The organism is Streptomyces sp. NPDC060028, from assembly GCF_042736725.1.
Lineage (GTDB): Bacteria > Actinomycetota > Actinomycetes > Streptomycetales > Streptomycetaceae > Streptomyces.
Genome location: NZ_JBHWVJ010000066.1, coordinates 6,935 through 23,851 on the forward strand (window position 1 = coordinate 6,935; position 16,917 = coordinate 23,851).

Genomic DNA, 16,917 nt, shown 5'->3' on the forward strand with positions numbered 1-16,917 from the left:
TGGGCCTGGGCCTGGGCCTGGGCCTGGGCCTGGGCCTGGGCCTGGGCCTGGGCCTGGGCCTGCGGGTATGCCTGCGGGTATGCCTGCGGCTGCGGCTGCGGCTGCGGGTACCCGTACCCCTGCGGGGCGGCCGCCTGAGGCGCCTGGCCCTGGGGGTGGCCGTGGCCCTGCGGCTGCGCCGGCTGTCCCTGGGGGTACGCCTGCGGGTCGGGCTGCGGGTACTGCTGCTGCGGGGAGCCGTACCCGTGCGGGCCCTCGGCCTGCGGGTACGCCTGCTGCTGGGGCGGCGGGTAGCCGTAGCCCTGCGGGGGCTCGGGCTGTTCGGGCTCAGCCGCGGGCTGCGCCGCGCCGGACCTCAGGTCTCGCAGCACGTCGCCCTGCCAGTTGTCGTCTCTGTTCGGCATGTCTGCCTCTTCTCCACCCTGCCGAGTCAGAATTTGTTGAGCAGCTGCCCGTACACGCCGAACACACCGAGGGCGAGCGGGAAGAGCCCCACCATCCCGATGGATTCGACCAGGTCTGCCATGCGCCGCAGCCGGACCTGTACGTGGTCCGGCGGCTGCACCGCCAGCACGGCCAGCGGCAGTACCGCGGCCCCGCACAGCAGCGCCAGCGGACCGACGCCCCCGGCGTGCTGCATCCACAGCACGACGAGCCGTACGAGGAGGAAGGCCGCGGCGGCGAACAGTGCCACCACCTCGGCGACGAGCGGGAAGGCCCGCGCCCTCGACAGCAGGACCACGGCGGTGAGCGCGGGCAGCGCCACCGTCCACACGCTCGGCTTGTCGGCGAGCGTGAGCAGCCAGCCGGCGCCCGCCGCGGAGGCGGCGGTGGCGATCGTGGCGAGCGCGAGGCCGCGGTGCGTGGCGGCCAGCGCGTTGCCGACCTCGTGGCGGCTGACGGACGTGCCGCCCGAGCGGCGGTCGTCGAGCGCGGTGAGCCCGGAGGCCATCAGCGCGAGTCGCGGCAGCATGCCGAGCAGGACGACGGAGAAGACGACCATGACGGCGCCGATCCGCGCCGGTTCGTCCTGGACGGCGGCGACGGCCTCCCACACGGCGGTGATCGCGCCGACGCCCGCGGCGCCGAGCAGGCCGCCCTTGCCGAGCGGCGAGAAGTAGCCGAGCAGGAGCAGCGAGAGGATCAGGGAGCCCGCGACGGCGGCGAGCCGGGCCGCGCCCGGCCAGGCGTACGCGTCGGCGGCGGTCCACGCGGTGAGCAGGCCCAGTCCGCCGCCGGCGAGGAGCAGCGCGGTGGCCAGGCCCCGGTTGCCCTGCCCGATCTTCGAGGTGAGCGCGCCGGCGGCCAGCAGGACGAGCGTGACGGCGGCGAGCGCGCCGACCAGGGACTCGAGTGCGAACTCGCGGCGGGCGAGCACGGCCGCGGTCAGCGCGAGGCCGATGGTCGCCACGCCCGCGCTGGCCCGTCGGGCGACGGGGCGCCAGCGCCAGGCCTGGAGGTCGAGGTCGTCGGCCACCAGGTCGGTGACGTCGTGGACGACGGGCGCGGGCGGCGCGGAGTGCGTCCGCACGAGGCGCAGCACGGCGCCGTCGGCGACCCCGGCCGAGAAGAGGGTGCTGTCGTGGGGCAGGGCGGAGCCGTCGGACGTGATCAACTGCCGGGTCATCGGACGCGATGCGGCCCGGTCGTCCAGCAACTGCAGTATGTCTGGGAGCAGTTGTCCGATCGGAGTGTCCGAGGGCAGGACGATGTCGGCCCGGCGTCGCTCGCCGACCAGGGTCACCCGGCTCAGTTGCGCCCGGGAAGTCGTTGCTGTGCTCACCACTTACGGGAACCTATCATCGCGGCATTGGGAACAATCGGGCATACAGGACAGAGCGCTGTGGCCGGCTTGCTCCCCGCCCCACTCCCCCTGTGAACATTCACGGTTTGGCCGAATTCGTCGGATCGCCGGGCTTGGGCGACTGGCTCGACTTCGGCGGCTTCGGGGAGGCGGACTTCGACGCCTTGGGGGAGGCCGGCGAACCGGTCGAGGGCTTGCCCGACGCCTTGCCCGACTGCGGGGCCACGGACTGACCGGGCTGACCGGACTGACCGGACTGACCGGACGGCGTCGGCTGCGCGGGCGGCGCGTACTGCTGGGACTGGCGCTCCTGTTGCTGCTTCTGCTCGGCCTTCTGCTTCGCCAGGGTCGTCTGGAGGAACGACCAGCCGACGCACCCCGCGCAGAGCACGGCCGCGATGGCTATTCCCGCGAAGACCTTCGCGAGCCGCTCGTCGGCCGTGCGCCGGGCCCGCTGCGCGCCGAAGAGCAGGGCGTCCCGCATCCGGCGCCGACGTACGGCGACCGACTCCAGGAGCTGGCTGTCGTAGTCCCTTGCCATCCAATTCCCCCTACTTTGCCCCTGCAACACAAGGCGTCGGCGAGCGGGCAGTGGAACCCAGGATAAGGGCACGGTAAGAGGCGGTCGCCATTGCGTACGAGTGGGGCAGCGGGCCGGGCGCCCGCGCTACTTGGCGGCCAAGGCCTCCAGGGCGGTGTTGAGCTCCAGGACGTTGACCCGGGGCTCGCCCATGAAGCCGAGGGTGCGGCCGTCGGTGTGGTCCTTGACCAGCTTCTCGACCTGCTCGACGTCGAGGTGGTTGCGCTCGGCGACCCGGTGCACCTGGATCCCGGCGTACCGCGGGGAGATGTGCGGGTCCAGGCCGGAGCCGGAGGAGGTGACGGCTTCGGCGGGGATCTGCGCCTCCTGCGGGGTGTAGCCGGGGACGGTGTTGTCGGCGAGCACCTTCGCCTTGGCCTCGTTCACGGACTTCAGCAGGTCGGGGTTGTCCGCGGCCTTGTTGGTGGCGCCGGAGAGCAGCAGCTCGTACCGGGTGTTGATGCTGTTCGCCCCGAGTCCGGCGGCCGGGCGGCCCTGGAACCAGCGCAGGTCGTCCCCGTACGACTGGCCGATGAGGGAGGAGCCGACGACCCGGCCGCTCCCGTCCTTGATCTCGGAGCCGTTGGCCTTGTCGTTGAAGGCGGCCTGGGCGATCCCGGTGACGGCGAGCGGGTAGAGCACGCCGCAGATGACCGTCATGACCAGCAGGGCCCGCAGGCCGGCACCGATCAGACGTACGGTGCTGGATACAGAGTTCATGGCGGATCAGCCGATTCCGGGGATGAGGGAGACGAGCAGGTCGATGAGCTTGATGCCGATGAACGGGGCGATCAGGCCGCCGAGTCCGTAGAGGCCGAGGTTGCGGCGCAGCATCTTGTCGGCGCTGGTGGGCCGGTAGCGGACGCCCTTCAGGGCCAGCGGCACCAGGGCGATGATGATCAGCGCGTTGAAGATGACCGCGGAGAGGATCGCGGACTGGGGCGAGTGCAGGCCCATGACGTTGAGCTTGTCCAGGCCCGGGTAGGCCACGGCGAACATCGCCGGGATGATCGCGAAGTACTTGGCGACGTCGTTGGCGATGGAGAAGGTCGTCAGCGCGCCCCGGGTGATCAGGAGCTGCTTGCCGATCTCGACGATCTCGATGAGCTTGGTCGGGTTGGAGTCCAGGTCCACCATGTTCCCGGCCTCCTTGGCGGCCGAGGTCCCGGTGTTCATGGCCACCCCGACGTCGGCCTGGGCGAGGGCGGGGGCGTCGTTGGTGCCGTCGCCCGTCATCGCGACGAGCTTGCCGCCCGCCTGCTCCCGCTTGATGAGGGCCATCTTGTCCTCGGGAGTGGCCTCCGCGAGGAAGTCGTCGACACCCGCTTCCTCGGCGATGGCCTTCGCGGTCAGCGGGTTGTCGCCGGTGATCATGACGGTCTTGATGCCCATGCGGCGCAGCTCCTCGAACCGCTCGCGCATGCCCTCCTTGACCACGTCCTTGAGGTGGATGACACCCAGGACGCGGGCGCCGTTCTCGTCCTCCCGGGCGACGAGGAGCGGCGTACCGCCGGCCGCCGAGATGGCGTCGACCTTCTCACTCGCGTCGGCGGCGAGGGTGCCGCCCTGCTCGCCGACCCATGCCGTGATCGCGGAGGCGGCGCCCTTGCGGACCTTGCGGCCGTCCACGTCCACGCCGGACATACGGGTCTGCGCGGTGAAGGGGATCCAGTCGGCTCCGGTCAGCTCGCCCTGGTGGCGTTCACGCAGACCGTACTTCTCCTTCGCGAGGACCACGATGGAGCGGCCCTCGGGGGTCTCGTCGGCCAGGGAGGAGAGCTGCGCGGCGTCCGCGAGTTCGGCCGCGGTCGCGCCCTTGACCGGCACGAACTCGGCGGCCTGGCGGTTGCCGAGGGTGATGGTGCCGGTCTTGTCCAGGAGCAGCGTCGACACATCGCCCGCCGCCTCGACGGCGCGCCCGGACATGGCCAGCACGTTGCGCTGGACCAGGCGGTCCATGCCCGCGATGCCGATCGCGGAGAGCAGCGCCCCGATCGTCGTCGGGATCAGGCAGACCAGCAGCGCGACCAGCACGATCATCGACTGCTCGGCGCCCGCGTAGATCGCGAAGGGCTGCAGGGTGACCACGGCCAGCAGGAAGACGATCGTGAGCGAGGCGAGCAGGATGTTCAGCGCGATCTCGTTGGGGGTCTTCTGCCGGGCCGCCCCCTCGACCAGGTTGATCATGCGGTCGATGAAGGTCTCGCCCGGCTTCGTCGTGATCTTGACGACGATCCGGTCCGACAGCACCTTCGTACCGCCCGTGACGGCGCTGCGGTCACCGCCCGACTCCCGGATCACCGGCGCCGATTCGCCCGTGATCGCCGACTCGTCCACCGAGGCCACGCCCTCGACGACATCCCCGTCACCGGGAATGACGTCGCCCGCCTCGCAGACCACCAGGTCGCCGATACGCAGCTCCGTGCCCGGCACCTGCTCCTCCACGGCGCCGGCCAGCCGGCGGGCGACCGTGTCCGTCTTGGCCTTGCGCAACGTGTCCGCCTGCGCCTTGCCACGGCCCTCGGCGACGGCCTCCGCGAGGTTCGCGAAGATCGTCGTCAGCCACAGCCAGACGGCGATCGCCCAGCCGAAGAGGTTGCCGGGGTCGGCCATCGCCAGCGCGGTGGTCAGTACGGAGCCGATCAGGACCACGAACATGACCGGGGACTTGACCATGATCCGCGGGTCGAGCTTGCGCACCGCGTCCGGGAAGGACGTGACCAGCTGCTTCGGGTCGAACAATCCCCCGCCGACCCGGCCCTGTTCGGGCTTGTGGTCGGACGGCGCGTCCTCGTGCGGAGCGCGGGTGGGAGTGATGGTGCTCATGAGGCCAGCCCTTCGGCAAGCGGACCCAGCGCGAGGGCGGGGAAGTAGGTGAGGCCCGTGACGATGAGGATCGTGCCGACGAGCAGGAACGTGAACAGCGGCTTCTCGGTGCGCAGGGTGCCCGCGGTGGCGGGGACGGGCTGCTGTTCGGCGAGCGAGCCGGCCAGCGCGAGGACGAAGACCATGGGCAGGAAGCGGCCCAGCAGCATGGCCAGCCCGGTGGTCGTGTTGAACCACTGGGTGTCGGCGTTGAGCCCGCCGAAGGCCGAGCCGTTGTTGTTGCCGGCCGAGGTGTAGGCGTAGAGGACCTCGGTGAAGCCGTGCGCGCCGCCGTTGGCCATCGAGTGGACGGGGGTGGGCAGCGCCATCGCGACGGCCGTGAAGCCGAGGACGAGCGCCGGGGTGACGAGGATGTAGCAGGCCGCGAACTTGATCTCGCGGGTGCCGATCTTCTTCCCCAGGTACTCGGGCGTGCGCCCGACCATCAGACCGGCGATGAAGACGGCGATGATCGCCATGATCAGCATGCCGTAGAGGCCGGATCCGACACCGCCGGGCGCGATCTCGCCCAACTGCATGCCCAGCAGCTGGATCCCGCCGCCCAGTCCCGTGTAGGAGGAGTGGAAGGAGTTGACCGCACCGGTCGAGGTCAGCGTGGTGGCGACCGAGAAGATCGCGGACGCGCCGATCCCGAAGCGGGTCTCCTTGCCCTCCATCGCACCGCCCGCGGCCTGGAGCGCCGGACCGTGGTGGGCGAACTCCGTCCACATCATCAGCGCGGTGAAACCGAGCCAGATGGTCACCATCGTCGCGAGGATCGCGTAACCCTGCTTGACGCTGCCGACCATGCGGCCGAAGGTGCGGGTCAGCGCGAGCGGGATCAGCAGGATCAGGAAGATCTCGAAGAGGTTCGAGAAGGGGGAGGGGTTCTCGAAGGGGTGGGCTGAGTTGGCGTTGAAGTAACCGCCGCCGTTGGTGCCGAGTTCCTTGATGACCTCCTGCGAGGCCACCGCCCCGCCGTTCCACTGCTGCGAACCGCCCATGAACTGGCCGACCCCGTGGATGCCGGAGAAGTTCTGGATGACCCCGCACGCGACCAGCACCACCGCGCCGACCACCGACAGCGGGAGAAGGATCCGGACCGTGCCGCGCACCAGGTCCGCCCAGAAATTGCCGAGTTCACCGGTGCGCGAGCGCGCGAAGCCCCGTACGAGAGCGACGGCGACGGCCATGCCGACGGCCGCGGACAGGAAGTTCTGCACCGCCAGGCCGCCCGTCTGTACGACGTGACCCATGGCCTGCTCACCGGCGTACGACTGCCAGTTCGTGTTCGCCACGAAGGAGGCGGCCGTGTTGAAGGCCTGGTCCGGCTTGATGGCGGCGAAACCGAGCGAGCCGGGCAGCTGGCCCTGGAGGCGCTGGAGCAGGTAGAGGAACAGGACGCTCACCGCCGAGAAGGCGAGGATCGAGCGCAGGTAGGCGGGCCAGCGCATCTCGGCGTCCGGGTTGGCGCCGATGGCCTTGTAGATCCACTTCTCGGGGGCGCGGTGCCGCTTCGAGGTGTAGACGCGGGCCATGTACTCGCCCAGCGGGCGGTAGGCGAGGGCCAGTGCGGCGACGAGCGCCAGCAGCTGGAGCACCCCGGCAAGAACGGGACTCATCGGGGCTAGAACCTCTCCGGGAACACGAGAGCCAGGACGAGATAGCCCAGCAGGGAAACGGCGACCAGCAGACCGACGATGTTTTCGACGCTCACAGCCTGGTCACCCCCTTGGCGACGAGTGCCACCAGCGCGAAGACCGCGATCGTGGTGACGACGAAGGCCAGGTCGGCCATCGTGAGCTCCCGGTGGGTGCGAGGGTGTTTTTCGGACACTCCGAGTGGAACGCCTTTTCGGTGCCTCCCCGCGCCCCTTGACGGGCCTCATACGCCCCGCGGGGCGGCCTTGACGACTCCCTGACGGGCGGCCCGCCCGGGCCGGGCGCCTGCGAAGGTTCGATTCCATATAGCGGAAATTCACTTCCGCGATACGACACTCGGGTTATGCTCCGGCACACCCGGAACCCGCCCCGCAGGCCCCAGGAGGAATGCAATGACCGAGAGTCGCGTCGCCCTGATCACCGGCTCCTCCTCCGGCATCGGCGCGTCCATCGCCCGCCGCCTGGCCCGCGAAGGCATCCGCGTCGTCCTGAACTCGGCCCGCAGCGAGAGCGCCGGCAAGGCACTGGCCGCCGAACTGCCCGGCGCCGTCTACGTGCAGGGCAGCATCGCCGACGCGGCGGACGCCCGGCGCGTCGTACAGAGCGCGGTCGACGCCTTCGGGCGGCTCGACATCCTGGTCAACAACGCGGGCGTCACCCGGTTCATCCCGCTGGACGACCTGGCGGCGGCGGACGCCGACGCCTGGCGCGAGATCTTCGACGTCAACGTCATCGGCACCTGGCAGATGATCACCGCCGCCGCACCCCACCTGAGCGCGTCCGGGGCCGCCTCGGTGGTCAACATCTCCTCGGTCTCCGCGACCCGCGCCCTCGGCAGCTCCGTCCCCTACGCCGTGAGCAAGGCGGCGGTGAACCACATGACCCGCCTGCTGGCCTCGCAGCTGGGACCCGCGATCCGCGTCAACGCCATCGCGCCCGGCCTGATCGACACCCCCTGGTACGAGGACGCCGGGCAGGTCTGGGAGAACTCCCGGGACTGGATCGAGCAGAACACCCCGCTGCGCCGGGTGGGCACCCCGCAGGACGTCGCCGAGGCCACGCTCTACCTGGTCAACGCCGCGTACACGACCGGCGACGTACTCACCGTCGACGGCGGCCGGCACGTCGTCTGACCACGCCCCGGACCGCCCCGGAGCACCCGGACCGCCCCGGACCGATACAGAGGGACCATAGAGGAAGCCACATGCCGGACAACCACCCTCGGCGCATGAACGCAGAAGCCGCCGCGAACTCAGCCAACGCAGCCAGGAACGCAGCCGTGAAGGCGACCGTGAAGGCGACCGTGAAAGAAGCCGACCGCAACCACGTCTTCCATTCCTGGTCGGCCCAGGAGCTCATCGACCCGCTCGCCGTCGCCGGCGCCGAGGGCTCGTACTTCTGGGACTACGACGGCAACCGCTACCTCGACTTCTCCAGCGCCCTCGTCTACACCAACATCGGCTACCAGCACCCCAAGGTCACCGCGGCCATCCAGGAGCAGGCGGCCAAACTGTGCACCGTCGCGCCCGGCTTCGCCGTCGACGTGCGCTCCGAGGCGGCCCGGCTGATCGCCGAGCGCACCCCCGGCGACCTCGACAAGATCTTCTTCACCAACGGCGGCGCCGAGGCCGTCGAGAACGCCGTCCGCATGGCCCGGCTGCACACCGGCCGGCCCAAGGTGCTCTCCGCCTACCGCTCGTACCACGGCGCCACCTCCACCGCGATCAACCTCACCGGTGACGCCCGCCGCTTCGGCAACGACACCGCGACCGCCGGCGTCGTGCACTTCTGGGGGCCGTTCGCCTACCGATCGCCCTTCTACGCCACCACCGAGGCCGAGGAGTGCGAGCGGGGCCTGCGCCACCTCGAGGACACCATCGTCTTCGAGGGCCCGCAGTCCATCGCCGCGATCATCCTGGAGACCGTCGGCGGCGCCCCGGGCGTGCTGGTCCACCCGGACGGCTACCTCGCCGGCGTGCGCGAGCTCTGCGACCGCTTCGGCATCCTGTTCATCCTCGACGAGGTCATGGTCGGCTTCGGCCGCACCGGCGCCTGGTTCGCCGCCGACCACTGGGGCATCACCCCCGACCTGCTCTGCTTCGCCAAGGGCATCACGAGCGGATACGTCCCGCTCGGCGGCGTCGCCATCTCGGCCGCCGTCGCCGAGACCTTCGCCCGGCGCCCCTACCCGGGCGGGCTGACGTACTCCGGGCACGTGCTGGCCTGCGCGGCCGCGGTCGCCACGGTGGGCGTCATGGTCGAGGAGGGCATCGTCGAGCAGTCCGCCCGTACCGACACCGAACTGCTGGGCCCGGGCCTGCGCGCGCTCGCCGAACGGCACCCGTCGGTCGGCGAGGTCCGGGGGCTCGGCACCTTCTGGGCCCTGGAGCTCGTACGGGACGAGGCCACCCGCGAGCCGCTGGTCCCGTACAACGCGGCGGGCGCCGACAACGCGCCCATGGCGGAGTTCGGGGCGGCCCTGAAGAAGGGCGGCCTGTGGCCGCTGCTCGCCGGGAACCGCATCCACCTCGCCCCGCCGTGCAACATCTCCCCCGAGGACGTGGCCAAGGGCCTGGCGATCCTCGACGAGGCCCTGTCGGTCGCCGACGCGCACACCACCTGACCTGTACGGACATACGGTCGCCCAATCCGTGGGTGCGGCTCTCGGAGGATCCGCGCCATTCCGAACGGCGCGGGAACGTGCTGGAATCCGAGAAAGCACCTACGGACCGGGATGCATGTCAGTCCCGGGGCGGTCCTCCGTGACCGAACGGCGGGGAGCGGGCTGACCGCTGGACGCCGGGCGTACGGGATCCAGTCGGCCGGACTCCGTGTACCCGAAAGAAGTCATCCCATGAGCAAGCACGTCCTCGCCCAGAACCAGTACGGCAAGGCCGAGAACCGCATCGTCAAGGTCACCCGCAAGGGCGGCGACGGTTCCTGGCACGAGATCCGCGACCTCAACGTGTCCGTCGCGCTCCGCGGCGAGTTCCGCGACGTCCACCTGACCGGCGACAACGCCAACTGCCTGCCGACCGACACCACCAAGAACACGGTGTACGCCTTCGGCAAGGAGCACGGCATCGACTCCCCCGAGGCCTTCGGCATCCTGCTCGCCAAGCACTTCGTATCCTCCCAGGAGCCGATCCGCGAGGCCCAGATCCGCATCGAGGAGTACGTCTGGGACCGCATCCCGGTCCCGACGCGCAAGGAGCAGCACTCCTTCGTCCGCAAGGGCCAGGAGGTGCGCACCGCGCAGATCACCTACAGCGAGACGACGGGCCTGCAGGTCATCTCGGGTCTGAAGGACCTGACGGTGATGAACTCGACCAACTCCGAGTTCCACGGCTACATCAAGGACAAGTACACGACCCTCCAGGAGGCGTACGACCGCATCCTGGCGACCAAGGTCACCGCGCGCTGGGCGCACTCGGCGCTGGCCGCCGACGACGCCTCGTACGACTGGGACCAGTCGTACAAGAAGGTCCGCAAGAACATGCTGGAAGCCTTCGCGGAGACGTACTCGTACTCGCTGCAGCAGACGCTGAACCAGATGGCCGAGCGGGTGCTCGACAACTGCCCCAAGGTCAACGAAGTCCGGCTCAACCTTCCCAACAAGCACCACTTCCTCGTCGACCTGGAGCCCTTCGGCCTCAAGAACGACAACGAGGTCTACTTCGCGGCGGACCGGATGTACGGCCTGATCGAGGGCACCGTCCACCGTGACGGCGTGCAGCCGGTGATCGCGACCTCCGACTGGATCGTGGCCTAGGCGCGCTGCCGGTCGTCACGGCCGGGTCCGGGTCCGGGTCCGGGCCCTGCACCGGGCTGTCCCACCAGGAGGTTCCAGCGGCCGGAGCGGCCCGTGAGGCTCGTCTGCGAGTCCGGGCGTACGTCCAGTCGCCAGAAGGCCTGCGCCGGCAGCTCCAGGGCGGCCACGACGGCCGCCCTGGCGAAGGCCTGGTCGGCGGTGACCCGGTGGGTGCCGGGCTCCAGGCCGGCCAGCCAGCTCCCGGCGCGGGCGACGAGCGCCTCGACGGACTCCCCGCCGGGCGGGGCGAACGCGGGGTCCGTCAGCCAGCTCCGCACCGCGGCCGGGTCCTCGGCGGCCACTTCGTCCAGGGTGCGCCCCGCCCACCGGCCGGTTTCCAGGCCGTACGGGCCGCCATGGCCGAAGCGGGGCTGCCGCATCTCCCCGTCGAGGGCCGGGGTGACCAGGTGAACTCGTACCAATGAGGGGTTCATTAAGGGAGCGTAAGCGCGGTACGGTCTCGGACGACATAACTACATGACGACGGTACGACGGAAGCACCGGTGGGAATCCGGCACGGTCGCGCCACTGTGAGCACTCCCCGCAGGGGAGGCGAGTCAGACCCGCCGCCGTCGTCGCGAGCACCACTGACCGGGACGCGTGTTCCCTCTGGAGGTACCTGCCATGGCCCACCCCGCCGTGCCGACGACGGCTCCTGCCGTCGCCCCCATCTCTCTCTCCGCGCTCGCCCCCTGGGCCCTGTTCGCCGGGGTCCTCATGCTGGTCCTGCTGTACCTCGTCGGCGCCGAGCAGGGCGCCACCGCGATCTTCGAGGGCGACACCATCCACGAGTGGATGCACGACGGCCGTCACCTGCTCGGCTTCCCCTGCCACTGATCTCCACCCCGGCAAGGAAAGAACGCACCGTGAACCCTGTATCCCCCCGCGTCCTGCTCGTCCGGGGCATGCTCGCCGGCCTGCTGGCCGGCGTCGCGGCCTTCCTCGTCGCGTACCTGCTGGGTGAGGCCAAGGTCGACGCGGCCATCGCCATCGAGGAAGCCGGCGCCCACGCCGCGCACGACCACGCCGAGGAGGGCCCGGTCAGCCGGACCCTCCAGGCCACGGCCGGGCTCGGCACCGGCACCCTGCTCTACGGCGTGGCCATCGGCGGCATCGCCGCGCTCGTCTTCTGCTACGCCCTCGGCCGCATCGGCCGCTTCGGCCCGCGGGCCACGGCCCTGCTGGTCTCCGGCGGCCTGTTCCTCACCGTCAACCTGGTCCCGTTCCTCAAGTACCCGGCCAACCCGCCGGCCGTCGGCGACCCCGACACGGTCGTCCGGCGGACCACGCTGTTCGTGCTGATGATCGCCCTGAGCGTGCTGCTCGCCTCGGCCGCGCTGATCCTGGGCCGGCGCCTCGCGCCGAAACTCGGGAACTGGAACGCCACGGTGGTCGCCTCGCTCGCCTTCGTGGCGGCGATCGCCGTCGCGTACGCCCTCCTGCCCGGCATCAACGAGGTCCCGGAGGACTTCCCGGCCGCGCTGGTCTGGAGCTTCCGCCTCGCGTCCCTGGGCATCCAGGCCGCGATGTGGACGACTTTCGGCCTCGCCTTCGGTTTTCTAGCCGAACGGGCCCTTGTGCCGGCCCCCGCACCCAAGGAGGCTGTGCAGCCCGCGAGTTGACGAAGGAAGGGCCGGTAGCGAATGCCGACGGCGATCAAGGAATGGCGAGGCTGGACGGGCGCCGTCCCGTTCTGGCTGAACTCGTTACTCCTGCTCCTGGCCCCCTTCACCGCTGTCACCCTGCTCGCCCAGATCGGCATCATCACGGCTCTGGCCGCCGTCGGCGGGCTGGCCCGCCATCTCTGGTTCGGTGACTACGGCCACCCGGCAGTCCACACGGCCGCCGCGCTCATGGGCGCGGCGGCCGCGGCGTTGGTGGTGGTCTGAGGCCGGGCTCCTTCAGGGCGTTGCCGCGGCGCCCCCGAGGCCCGCACTTGACGTTCTCACCCTTTCGGGCGCACGACTTCCACGGCCCGCTCCGCGGCCGACTCACCGGCCGCCATCTGCGAAGACATCCGGATCCCGGCACGGGACAACCGTGACGCGCCGTCAGTCCCTCGTGTTCCACGAGGTGCAGGGGCCCTCGGGGGAGTCCACTGCTCTCAGGACCCGGCCGCCCGAGCCGGACCAGAAGGGAATTCCATGCCCCGCGCCAAGTGGGTCGTCGGCGTGCTGACGGCGGGTCTGCTGTTCGCCGGCATGGGGGTGTTGCGCGGCACCGAGGGTGCGAAGCCGGCCGCGGCGACCGCCGGTGACGCACTGCCGTCCCGGGCGCTGGGCCTGTCCGGCCCCCGCCGGCTGGTCCAGCAGTTGGAGCACTCCGGCGGACACTCCCCCGGCAACGGGGCCCGGCGGCCCGTGCGGGCGGGCATCGGGCCCCTCCGGCCCGCCCGCCCGCTGCGGCTGGTGATCCCGGCCCTGCGGGTGGACGTGCCGCTCACCGGCGAGGACGCGGGGTCGGTGTCCCAGGAGGGCGCCGCCTGGGACACGGGCGAGCCCGCTCCCGGTGCGGCGGGTACCGCCGTGGTCAGCGGGGACTTCCCGCGCCTGGCCGAGCTGCGCCGCGGGGCGACGGTCGAGGTCCCGCGCGCGGACCGGCGTACGGCCGTGTTCACCGTGTACCGGGTCTCGCCCGGCGGCATCCCCGGGCACGGGCAGCCGGCGGGCCGGGCCCAACTGCGGCTGGTCAGTGGCGAGACCGCCGTCCTGGCCCGGCTGACGGGGCAGCGCCGAAACCTCCGTTGACCCCGGCTGTTGACACCGGCCGTTGACGCCTGCCGTTGCCGCCGGCTGTTGATGCCTGCCGTTGTCGCGGTTGTCAGCCGTGCGGGCTGTCTTCGTCCGCCGGTCGGGGGCTTCTGCGGTCCTTGCGGGGAGCCGCCCGGCATGTCGGGGCAGACCCCCCGCATGAGCGGGACGCGACGGACGCGGATGGCACTGGCCAGGGCCCTGACGGTGGTCTGCGTCGTGCTGCTGTGCGCCTTCGGCGCCGGTCCGGCCTCGGCGGTCGCGGCCTCGACGGGAATCGAGTCCCGCCCCGCGCACTCGGCGCCCGCCGAGCCCACCGAGGGCCAGTCCGATCCGGCCGGGGACCCCGAGGTCCGTCTCGCCGCGCGGCCGGCCGTACGCGGGACCCCGGGCGTAGGGCGCCCGCAGCGGCCGGTGTTTCACGTGAAACATCCCGGGCCGGAGCCGGGTGGGGCCCGGTGCGCGGGCCCCTACGCGACGGGGGCGGCCGCGCCGGCGGCGTCCCCGCGGACGGCGCGGAGTGTGGTGCTGCGCTGCTGAGCGGTGGGGCGTGTGAACACGCCCTGGCAGCAGCATCCCCCACACCCCTCGAACACCCGTGAGGTTCCGTCATGCCCATCGACCCCTACGCCGCCCTGAACGCCATGCTCCGCGCGGAGGCGGCCCGCTTCTCCCCGCCCGCCCCGGTCCGGCAGTCCGCCGAGAGCGCCACCGCCGCGGCCGTGGCCGTCGAATCCGAGGGCGAACCGCAGCAGACCTCTCCCGCGGCCGACCCGGCCGCCTAGCAGCCGCTCCCCCGGACATGGGGAGGCACCGGTTCCCGCGCCTCGGCAACGGAGAGTGGTCAGGTGAGGTTCGACCACGGGCACGGGAACCGGCGCCGCCATCAGTCTCGGCCGTGCGGGCACCCGCCCGCCTCAGGCTTTCGTACGGGGTGACCAGGCCGAAAGTACGGGCTGGTCCGCCGGTCCTCCCCTAGTCCTCCCGCGTGTAATAGCGGTAGAAGGCCGCCAGGCCGACACCCGCGGCGATCGCGAGGGCGATGCCGACGGAGCGCAGCACGCTGTGGTCGGCGAGGCTGTAGAGGTAGCCGAAGGCGACCCCGGCGAAGGCTCCGTACGCCGCGGCGTGCTGCTCGCGCTTCAGCCTGGGCCCGATGCGGGCCAGGGCGAACAGGCAGGCGGCGAAGAGCGCGCCGCACAGGATTCCGTAGAAGACGTTGCCCGCGTCGACCGGGCCCGTCTGGCGCTTCATGAAGGCGGCGTAGACGCCGTAGACGAGTCCGAGGAGCAGGGGGAGCGCCATCTCGCTCTTGCTCAGGTGCTTCGTGTCCGCCATCTGCCGGTGCCGCCTGGGGGCGGTGGGTGCCGCATGTGCCATGACGGGCTCCTCTCTTCCACCATCAGGGCACACCCGCTGTCCCCGACCGGCAAGTGGATCACGCCTCAGGCCCCGCGTACGGCCACCGCGTCCACCTCGAACAACATGCCCGGCAGGGCCAGCGCGGCCACGCCGATCAGGGTCTGGGCGGGCAGTTCGGTGCCCCAGGTGGCATGCAGGTGGTCCAGGAGGATCTCCAGTTTCCGTTCGTCGTGCCCGACGACGTACGTCCCGATGCGGACCACGTCGGCGGGACCGAGGCCGACGGCCGCCAGGGCGGTGCGGAGGTTGGCGAAGGCCTGCCCGACCTGGTCCGCGAAGTCCTCGGAGACGACGTGGCCGCTGGCGTCGCTGCCGTACTGGCCGGCTATGAAGACCTGCACGCCGGGCGCGGAGACGGCATGGCCGTAGCCGTGGCCGGTGGGGTCGTGGAGTCCTGCCGGGTTGGTGATGCTGCGCGTCATCGTCTGGCTCCTCGGTCGGTGGTGTGGGGCGGCGGTGGGCGGGTCGGCCGTGGTCACCGGGCCTCCAGCCAGGCGCGGAGCCGTGCCGGGGCCTCGGGGGCCTGCCGCTCGGCCTGCCGCCGGATCCCGTCGAGGTCCTGCTCGGCGAGGGCGCGGCGCCAGGCCAGATCGGCTCGGGCCATGGCATGCGCGATGGCGCAGTCGGCGGAGTCGGCGGAGTCGGCGGAGTTGCCGGAGGTGCCGGACGTGCCGGAGTCGGCATCGACGGATTCGACGGGGTTCGCGGCGGCGGGCCCCGCGCCGGGGCCCCGGCGGCGGATCTCCGCGCACCGGAAGGCCTCCTCTGTCCCCTCGATGGCGGCGACCACGTCCATGAGCGTGATGGCGGACAGCGGGCGGGCCAGCCGGAAGCCGCCCCGCGGCCCGGGGGTGGAGGTGAGGATTCCCGCCCGGGCCAGCGCCTGGAGCTGTTTGTTGAGGTAGGTGGCGGGCAGGTCGTGCCACGCGGCCAGCCGCGCCGCCGAGACGGCCCGCTCGGGCCCGCTCCAGGCCAGATTGACGCAGCTGTGCAGCGCCCACTCCACGCCTTCGCTCATCTTCATAATCTGGATATTAGATGTCCAGATTACTGAGCCGCAAGAGCCGACACGCCACCCGCCCGCAGCAGCAACGCGCGCATCGGGCGGCCGACCGGCTTTCCCTGGTGACGTGCGCACCTTTCTCTCGGCGGTACTCATCGGGCTCGTGGCCCTCCTCGTGCCCGCGAGCGCCGTCGCGTACTGGGCCGACCACGAGCTGGGCAGCGCCGACCGGTACACGGCCGCCATGTCGCCGCTCGCCGGGAACCCGGCCGTACAGGGGGTCGTCGTCACCCAGGCGGCCCGCGGCCTGTCCGGGCAGATCGACGCCGGCCCCTTCCAGGGCGGTGTCGACGCCCTGCTCGGCGAGGCCCTGCACTCCTTCGTCGGCACCCCCGCCTACCGGACCGCCTGGGACGCCGCGAACCGTGCCACGCACGCCGCCTTCCTCCAAGCGCTCACCACCGGCCACGGGGACGCCGTCACCATCGACCTCGCACCCGTGATCGAGCAGGTCAAAGGGGTGCTCGTCGAGGACGGGGTACCTCTTGCCGACCGCATCCCCGTGACCCACATCTCGGTGAAGGTCATGGAGTACGACAATCTCGGCGCGCTCCGGAAGGGCTTCCGCATGCTGCAGATCGCCGGCATCTGGCTCCCCGTCCTGACCCTGGTGCTGGCCGCGGCCGCCATCGCGCTGGCGGTCCACCGGCGCCGCGCCGTGATCGCCACCGGGCTCGGACTGGCCGTCGGGGCGGGCCTGTTGTGGCTCGCCGTGGGGGTGTGCCGGCGCCTGACCCTGGACGACCTCCCGGCCGACGTCGACCGGCCCGCGGCCGAAGCGGTCTACGACGCGCTCACCGCCTTCCTGCGCACCACCGCCTGGGTGGTGCTCGCGATCGGGCTGGCCGCCGCGCTCGCCGCCTGGCTGACGGGCCGCCTGCGCCGCACCCCATAAGCTCGGAAGGGACAGAAAGGACGCAGACGAGAACACACGACCCAGACGGCCCAGACGAACACAGAC

20 protein-coding genes, 2 pseudogenes and 1 riboswitch are annotated in these 16,917 nt (G+C 71.5%); of the genes and pseudogenes, 10 read left to right on the forward strand and 12 right to left on the reverse strand.

From position 1 onward, the window contains the following. The 8 genes and pseudogenes from ACFWBF_RS27200 to ACFWBF_RS27235 form a co-directional block, all read right to left on the reverse strand. Positions 1–404, reverse strand: a pseudogene (locus tag ACFWBF_RS27200) (hypothetical protein); the annotation flags it as partial. Positions 405–430: 26 nt separating this feature from the next. Further along, the gene (gene eccD, locus ACFWBF_RS27205; RefSeq protein ID WP_385606507.1) at positions 431–1,786 is read right to left on the reverse strand and encodes a type VII secretion integral membrane protein EccD; all 1,356 of its coding nucleotides are present in this window, start codon (positions 1,784–1,786) and stop codon (positions 431–433) included. 256 nt (positions 1,787–2,042) lie between these two features. Next, a pseudogene (locus ACFWBF_RS27210) lies at positions 2,043–2,345 on the reverse strand (hypothetical protein); the annotation flags it as partial. A gap of 126 nt (positions 2,346–2,471) precedes the next feature. After that, positions 2,472–3,104, reverse strand: a complete 633-nt coding sequence (gene kdpC / locus ACFWBF_RS27215; protein WP_385606508.1) for a potassium-transporting ATPase subunit KdpC — start codon at positions 3,102–3,104, stop codon at positions 2,472–2,474. A 6-nt stretch (positions 3,105–3,110) separates the two neighbouring features. Beyond that, on the reverse strand, positions 3,111–5,210 hold the full coding sequence (kdpB, locus tag ACFWBF_RS27220; protein ID WP_385606510.1) for a potassium-transporting ATPase subunit KdpB: 2,100 nt from the start codon (positions 5,208–5,210) through the stop codon (positions 3,111–3,113). Then, positions 5,207–6,871 (reverse strand): potassium-transporting ATPase subunit KdpA, encoded by a 1,665-nt coding sequence (gene kdpA, locus ACFWBF_RS27225; RefSeq protein ID WP_385606511.1) that lies wholly within the window; start codon positions 6,869–6,871, stop codon positions 5,207–5,209. The genes kdpB and kdpA overlap by 4 nt, the downstream gene beginning before the upstream one ends. A 5-nt stretch (positions 6,872–6,876) precedes the next feature. Further along, positions 6,877–6,966 carry a K(+)-transporting ATPase subunit F gene (kdpF, locus tag ACFWBF_RS27230; protein ID WP_385232292.1) on the reverse strand — a complete coding sequence of 30 codons (90 nt, stop codon included), beginning with the start codon at positions 6,964–6,966 and terminating at the stop codon, positions 6,877–6,879. Further along, positions 6,963–7,085, reverse strand: coding sequence for a hypothetical protein (locus tag ACFWBF_RS27235; protein WP_385232295.1), 123 nt, complete (start codon positions 7,083–7,085; stop codon positions 6,963–6,965). Before ACFWBF_RS27235 ends, kdpF begins: the two co-directional genes overlap by 4 nt. 217 nt (positions 7,086–7,302) lie before the next feature. Here ACFWBF_RS27235 and ACFWBF_RS27240 point away from each other — a divergent pair, with 217 nt between their 5' ends. The 3 genes from ACFWBF_RS27240 (at position 7,303) to pucL (ending at position 10,682) form a co-directional block, all read left to right on the forward strand. Further along, positions 7,303–8,043 carry an SDR family NAD(P)-dependent oxidoreductase gene (locus ACFWBF_RS27240; protein ID WP_385606513.1) on the forward strand — a complete coding sequence of 247 codons (741 nt, stop codon included), beginning with the start codon at positions 7,303–7,305 and terminating at the stop codon, positions 8,041–8,043. 95 nt (positions 8,044–8,138) lie between these two features. After that, complete coding sequence (locus ACFWBF_RS27245; RefSeq protein WP_385606515.1) at positions 8,139–9,533, forward strand: aspartate aminotransferase family protein; 1,395 nt, start codon at positions 8,139–8,141, stop codon at positions 9,531–9,533. 231 nt (positions 9,534–9,764) lie between these two features. After that, entirely contained in the window at positions 9,765–10,682 is a 918-nt protein-coding gene (gene pucL, locus ACFWBF_RS27250; RefSeq protein ID WP_385606517.1) for a factor-independent urate hydroxylase, read from the forward strand. Here pucL and ACFWBF_RS27255 read toward each other — a convergent pair. Then, positions 10,679–11,155 carry a histidine phosphatase family protein gene (locus ACFWBF_RS27255; RefSeq protein ID WP_385606519.1) on the reverse strand — a complete coding sequence of 159 codons (477 nt, stop codon included), beginning with the start codon at positions 11,153–11,155 and terminating at the stop codon, positions 10,679–10,681. The two genes, pucL and ACFWBF_RS27255, sit on opposite strands and share 4 nt — an antisense overlap. 33 nt (positions 11,156–11,188) lie before the next feature. After that, positions 11,189–11,307, forward strand: a riboswitch (cobalamin riboswitch). 38 nt (positions 11,308–11,345) lie between these two features. Between ACFWBF_RS27255 and ACFWBF_RS27260 the strand changes: the two genes are divergently transcribed. The 6 genes from ACFWBF_RS27260 (at position 11,346) to ACFWBF_RS27285 (ending at position 14,256) form a co-directional block, all read left to right on the forward strand. Continuing rightward, complete coding sequence (locus ACFWBF_RS27260) at positions 11,346–11,558, forward strand: CbtB-domain containing protein (RefSeq protein ID WP_385606521.1); 213 nt, start codon at positions 11,346–11,348, stop codon at positions 11,556–11,558. A gap of 29 nt (positions 11,559–11,587) precedes the next feature. Next, positions 11,588–12,343, forward strand: coding sequence for a CbtA family protein (locus ACFWBF_RS27265; protein WP_385606522.1), 756 nt, complete (start codon positions 11,588–11,590; stop codon positions 12,341–12,343). 21 nt (positions 12,344–12,364) lie between these two features. Next, positions 12,365–12,610 carry a hypothetical protein gene (locus ACFWBF_RS27270; RefSeq protein WP_385606524.1) on the forward strand — a complete coding sequence of 82 codons (246 nt, stop codon included), beginning with the start codon at positions 12,365–12,367 and terminating at the stop codon, positions 12,608–12,610. 255 nt (positions 12,611–12,865) lie between these two features. Then, complete coding sequence (locus ACFWBF_RS27275; protein ID WP_385606525.1) at positions 12,866–13,468, forward strand: hypothetical protein; 603 nt, start codon at positions 12,866–12,868, stop codon at positions 13,466–13,468. 162 nt (positions 13,469–13,630) lie between these two features. Further along, the gene (locus ACFWBF_RS27280; protein WP_385606527.1) at positions 13,631–14,011 is read left to right on the forward strand and encodes a hypothetical protein; all 381 of its coding nucleotides are present in this window, start codon (positions 13,631–13,633) and stop codon (positions 14,009–14,011) included. Between the two features lie 71 nt (positions 14,012–14,082). Next, positions 14,083–14,256 carry a hypothetical protein gene (locus tag ACFWBF_RS27285; protein WP_385606529.1) on the forward strand — a complete coding sequence of 58 codons (174 nt, stop codon included), beginning with the start codon at positions 14,083–14,085 and terminating at the stop codon, positions 14,254–14,256. A 190-nt stretch (positions 14,257–14,446) separates the two neighbouring features. On the opposite strand, the gene ACFWBF_RS27290 is transcribed toward ACFWBF_RS27285, so the two are convergent. The 3 genes from ACFWBF_RS27290 to ACFWBF_RS27300 form a co-directional block, all read right to left on the reverse strand. Further along, positions 14,447–14,851, reverse strand: coding sequence for a hypothetical protein (locus ACFWBF_RS27290; protein WP_385606531.1), 405 nt, complete (start codon positions 14,849–14,851; stop codon positions 14,447–14,449). 65 nt (positions 14,852–14,916) lie between these two features. Then, entirely contained in the window at positions 14,917–15,315 is a 399-nt protein-coding gene (locus tag ACFWBF_RS27295) for a RidA family protein (RefSeq protein ID WP_385606533.1), read from the reverse strand. 53 nt (positions 15,316–15,368) lie between these two features. Then, entirely contained in the window at positions 15,369–15,911 is a 543-nt protein-coding gene (locus ACFWBF_RS27300) for an RrF2 family transcriptional regulator (RefSeq protein WP_385606555.1), read from the reverse strand. A gap of 112 nt (positions 15,912–16,023) precedes the next feature. Here ACFWBF_RS27300 and ACFWBF_RS27305 point away from each other — a divergent pair, with 112 nt between their 5' ends. Beyond that, positions 16,024–16,851 carry a hypothetical protein gene (locus tag ACFWBF_RS27305; protein ID WP_385606534.1) on the forward strand — a complete coding sequence of 276 codons (828 nt, stop codon included), beginning with the start codon at positions 16,024–16,026 and terminating at the stop codon, positions 16,849–16,851. The last annotated feature ends 66 nt before the right edge of the window (positions 16,852–16,917 follow it).

Bases quoted from the DNA above. Each gene is read 5' to 3' on its own strand.
- ACFWBF_RS27295 (WP_385606533.1), bottom strand. From the start codon at position 15,315: ATGACGCGCAGCATCACCAACCCGGCAGGACTCCACGACCCCACCGGC.
- ACFWBF_RS27255 (WP_385606519.1), bottom strand. From the start codon at position 11,155: ATGAACCCCTCATTGGTACGAGTTCACCTGGTCACCCCGGCCCTCGAC.
- ACFWBF_RS27275 (WP_385606525.1), top strand. From the start codon at position 12,866: ATGCCCCGCGCCAAGTGGGTCGTCGGCGTGCTGACGGCGGGTCTGCTG.
- ACFWBF_RS27290 (WP_385606531.1), bottom strand. From the start codon at position 14,851: ATGGCACATGCGGCACCCACCGCCCCCAGGCGGCACCGGCAGATGGCG.
- ACFWBF_RS27260 (WP_385606521.1), top strand. From the start codon at position 11,346: ATGGCCCACCCCGCCGTGCCGACGACGGCTCCTGCCGTCGCCCCCATC.
- ACFWBF_RS27280 (WP_385606527.1), top strand. From the start codon at position 13,631: ATGAGCGGGACGCGACGGACGCGGATGGCACTGGCCAGGGCCCTGACG.
- ACFWBF_RS27245 (WP_385606515.1), top strand. From the start codon at position 8,139: ATGAACGCAGAAGCCGCCGCGAACTCAGCCAACGCAGCCAGGAACGCA.
- kdpA (WP_385606511.1), bottom strand. From the start codon at position 6,871: ATGAGTCCCGTTCTTGCCGGGGTGCTCCAGCTGCTGGCGCTCGTCGCC.
- kdpC (WP_385606508.1), bottom strand. From the start codon at position 3,104: ATGAACTCTGTATCCAGCACCGTACGTCTGATCGGTGCCGGCCTGCGG.
- kdpB (WP_385606510.1), bottom strand. From the start codon at position 5,210: ATGAGCACCATCACTCCCACCCGCGCTCCGCACGAGGACGCGCCGTCC.
- pucL (WP_385606517.1), top strand. From the start codon at position 9,765: ATGAGCAAGCACGTCCTCGCCCAGAACCAGTACGGCAAGGCCGAGAAC.
- ACFWBF_RS27300 (WP_385606555.1), bottom strand. From the start codon at position 15,911: ATGAGCGAAGGCGTGGAGTGGGCGCTGCACAGCTGCGTCAATCTGGCC.
- ACFWBF_RS27270 (WP_385606524.1), top strand. From the start codon at position 12,365: ATGCCGACGGCGATCAAGGAATGGCGAGGCTGGACGGGCGCCGTCCCG.
- ACFWBF_RS27240 (WP_385606513.1), top strand. From the start codon at position 7,303: ATGACCGAGAGTCGCGTCGCCCTGATCACCGGCTCCTCCTCCGGCATC.
- ACFWBF_RS27285 (WP_385606529.1), top strand. From the start codon at position 14,083: ATGCCCATCGACCCCTACGCCGCCCTGAACGCCATGCTCCGCGCGGAG.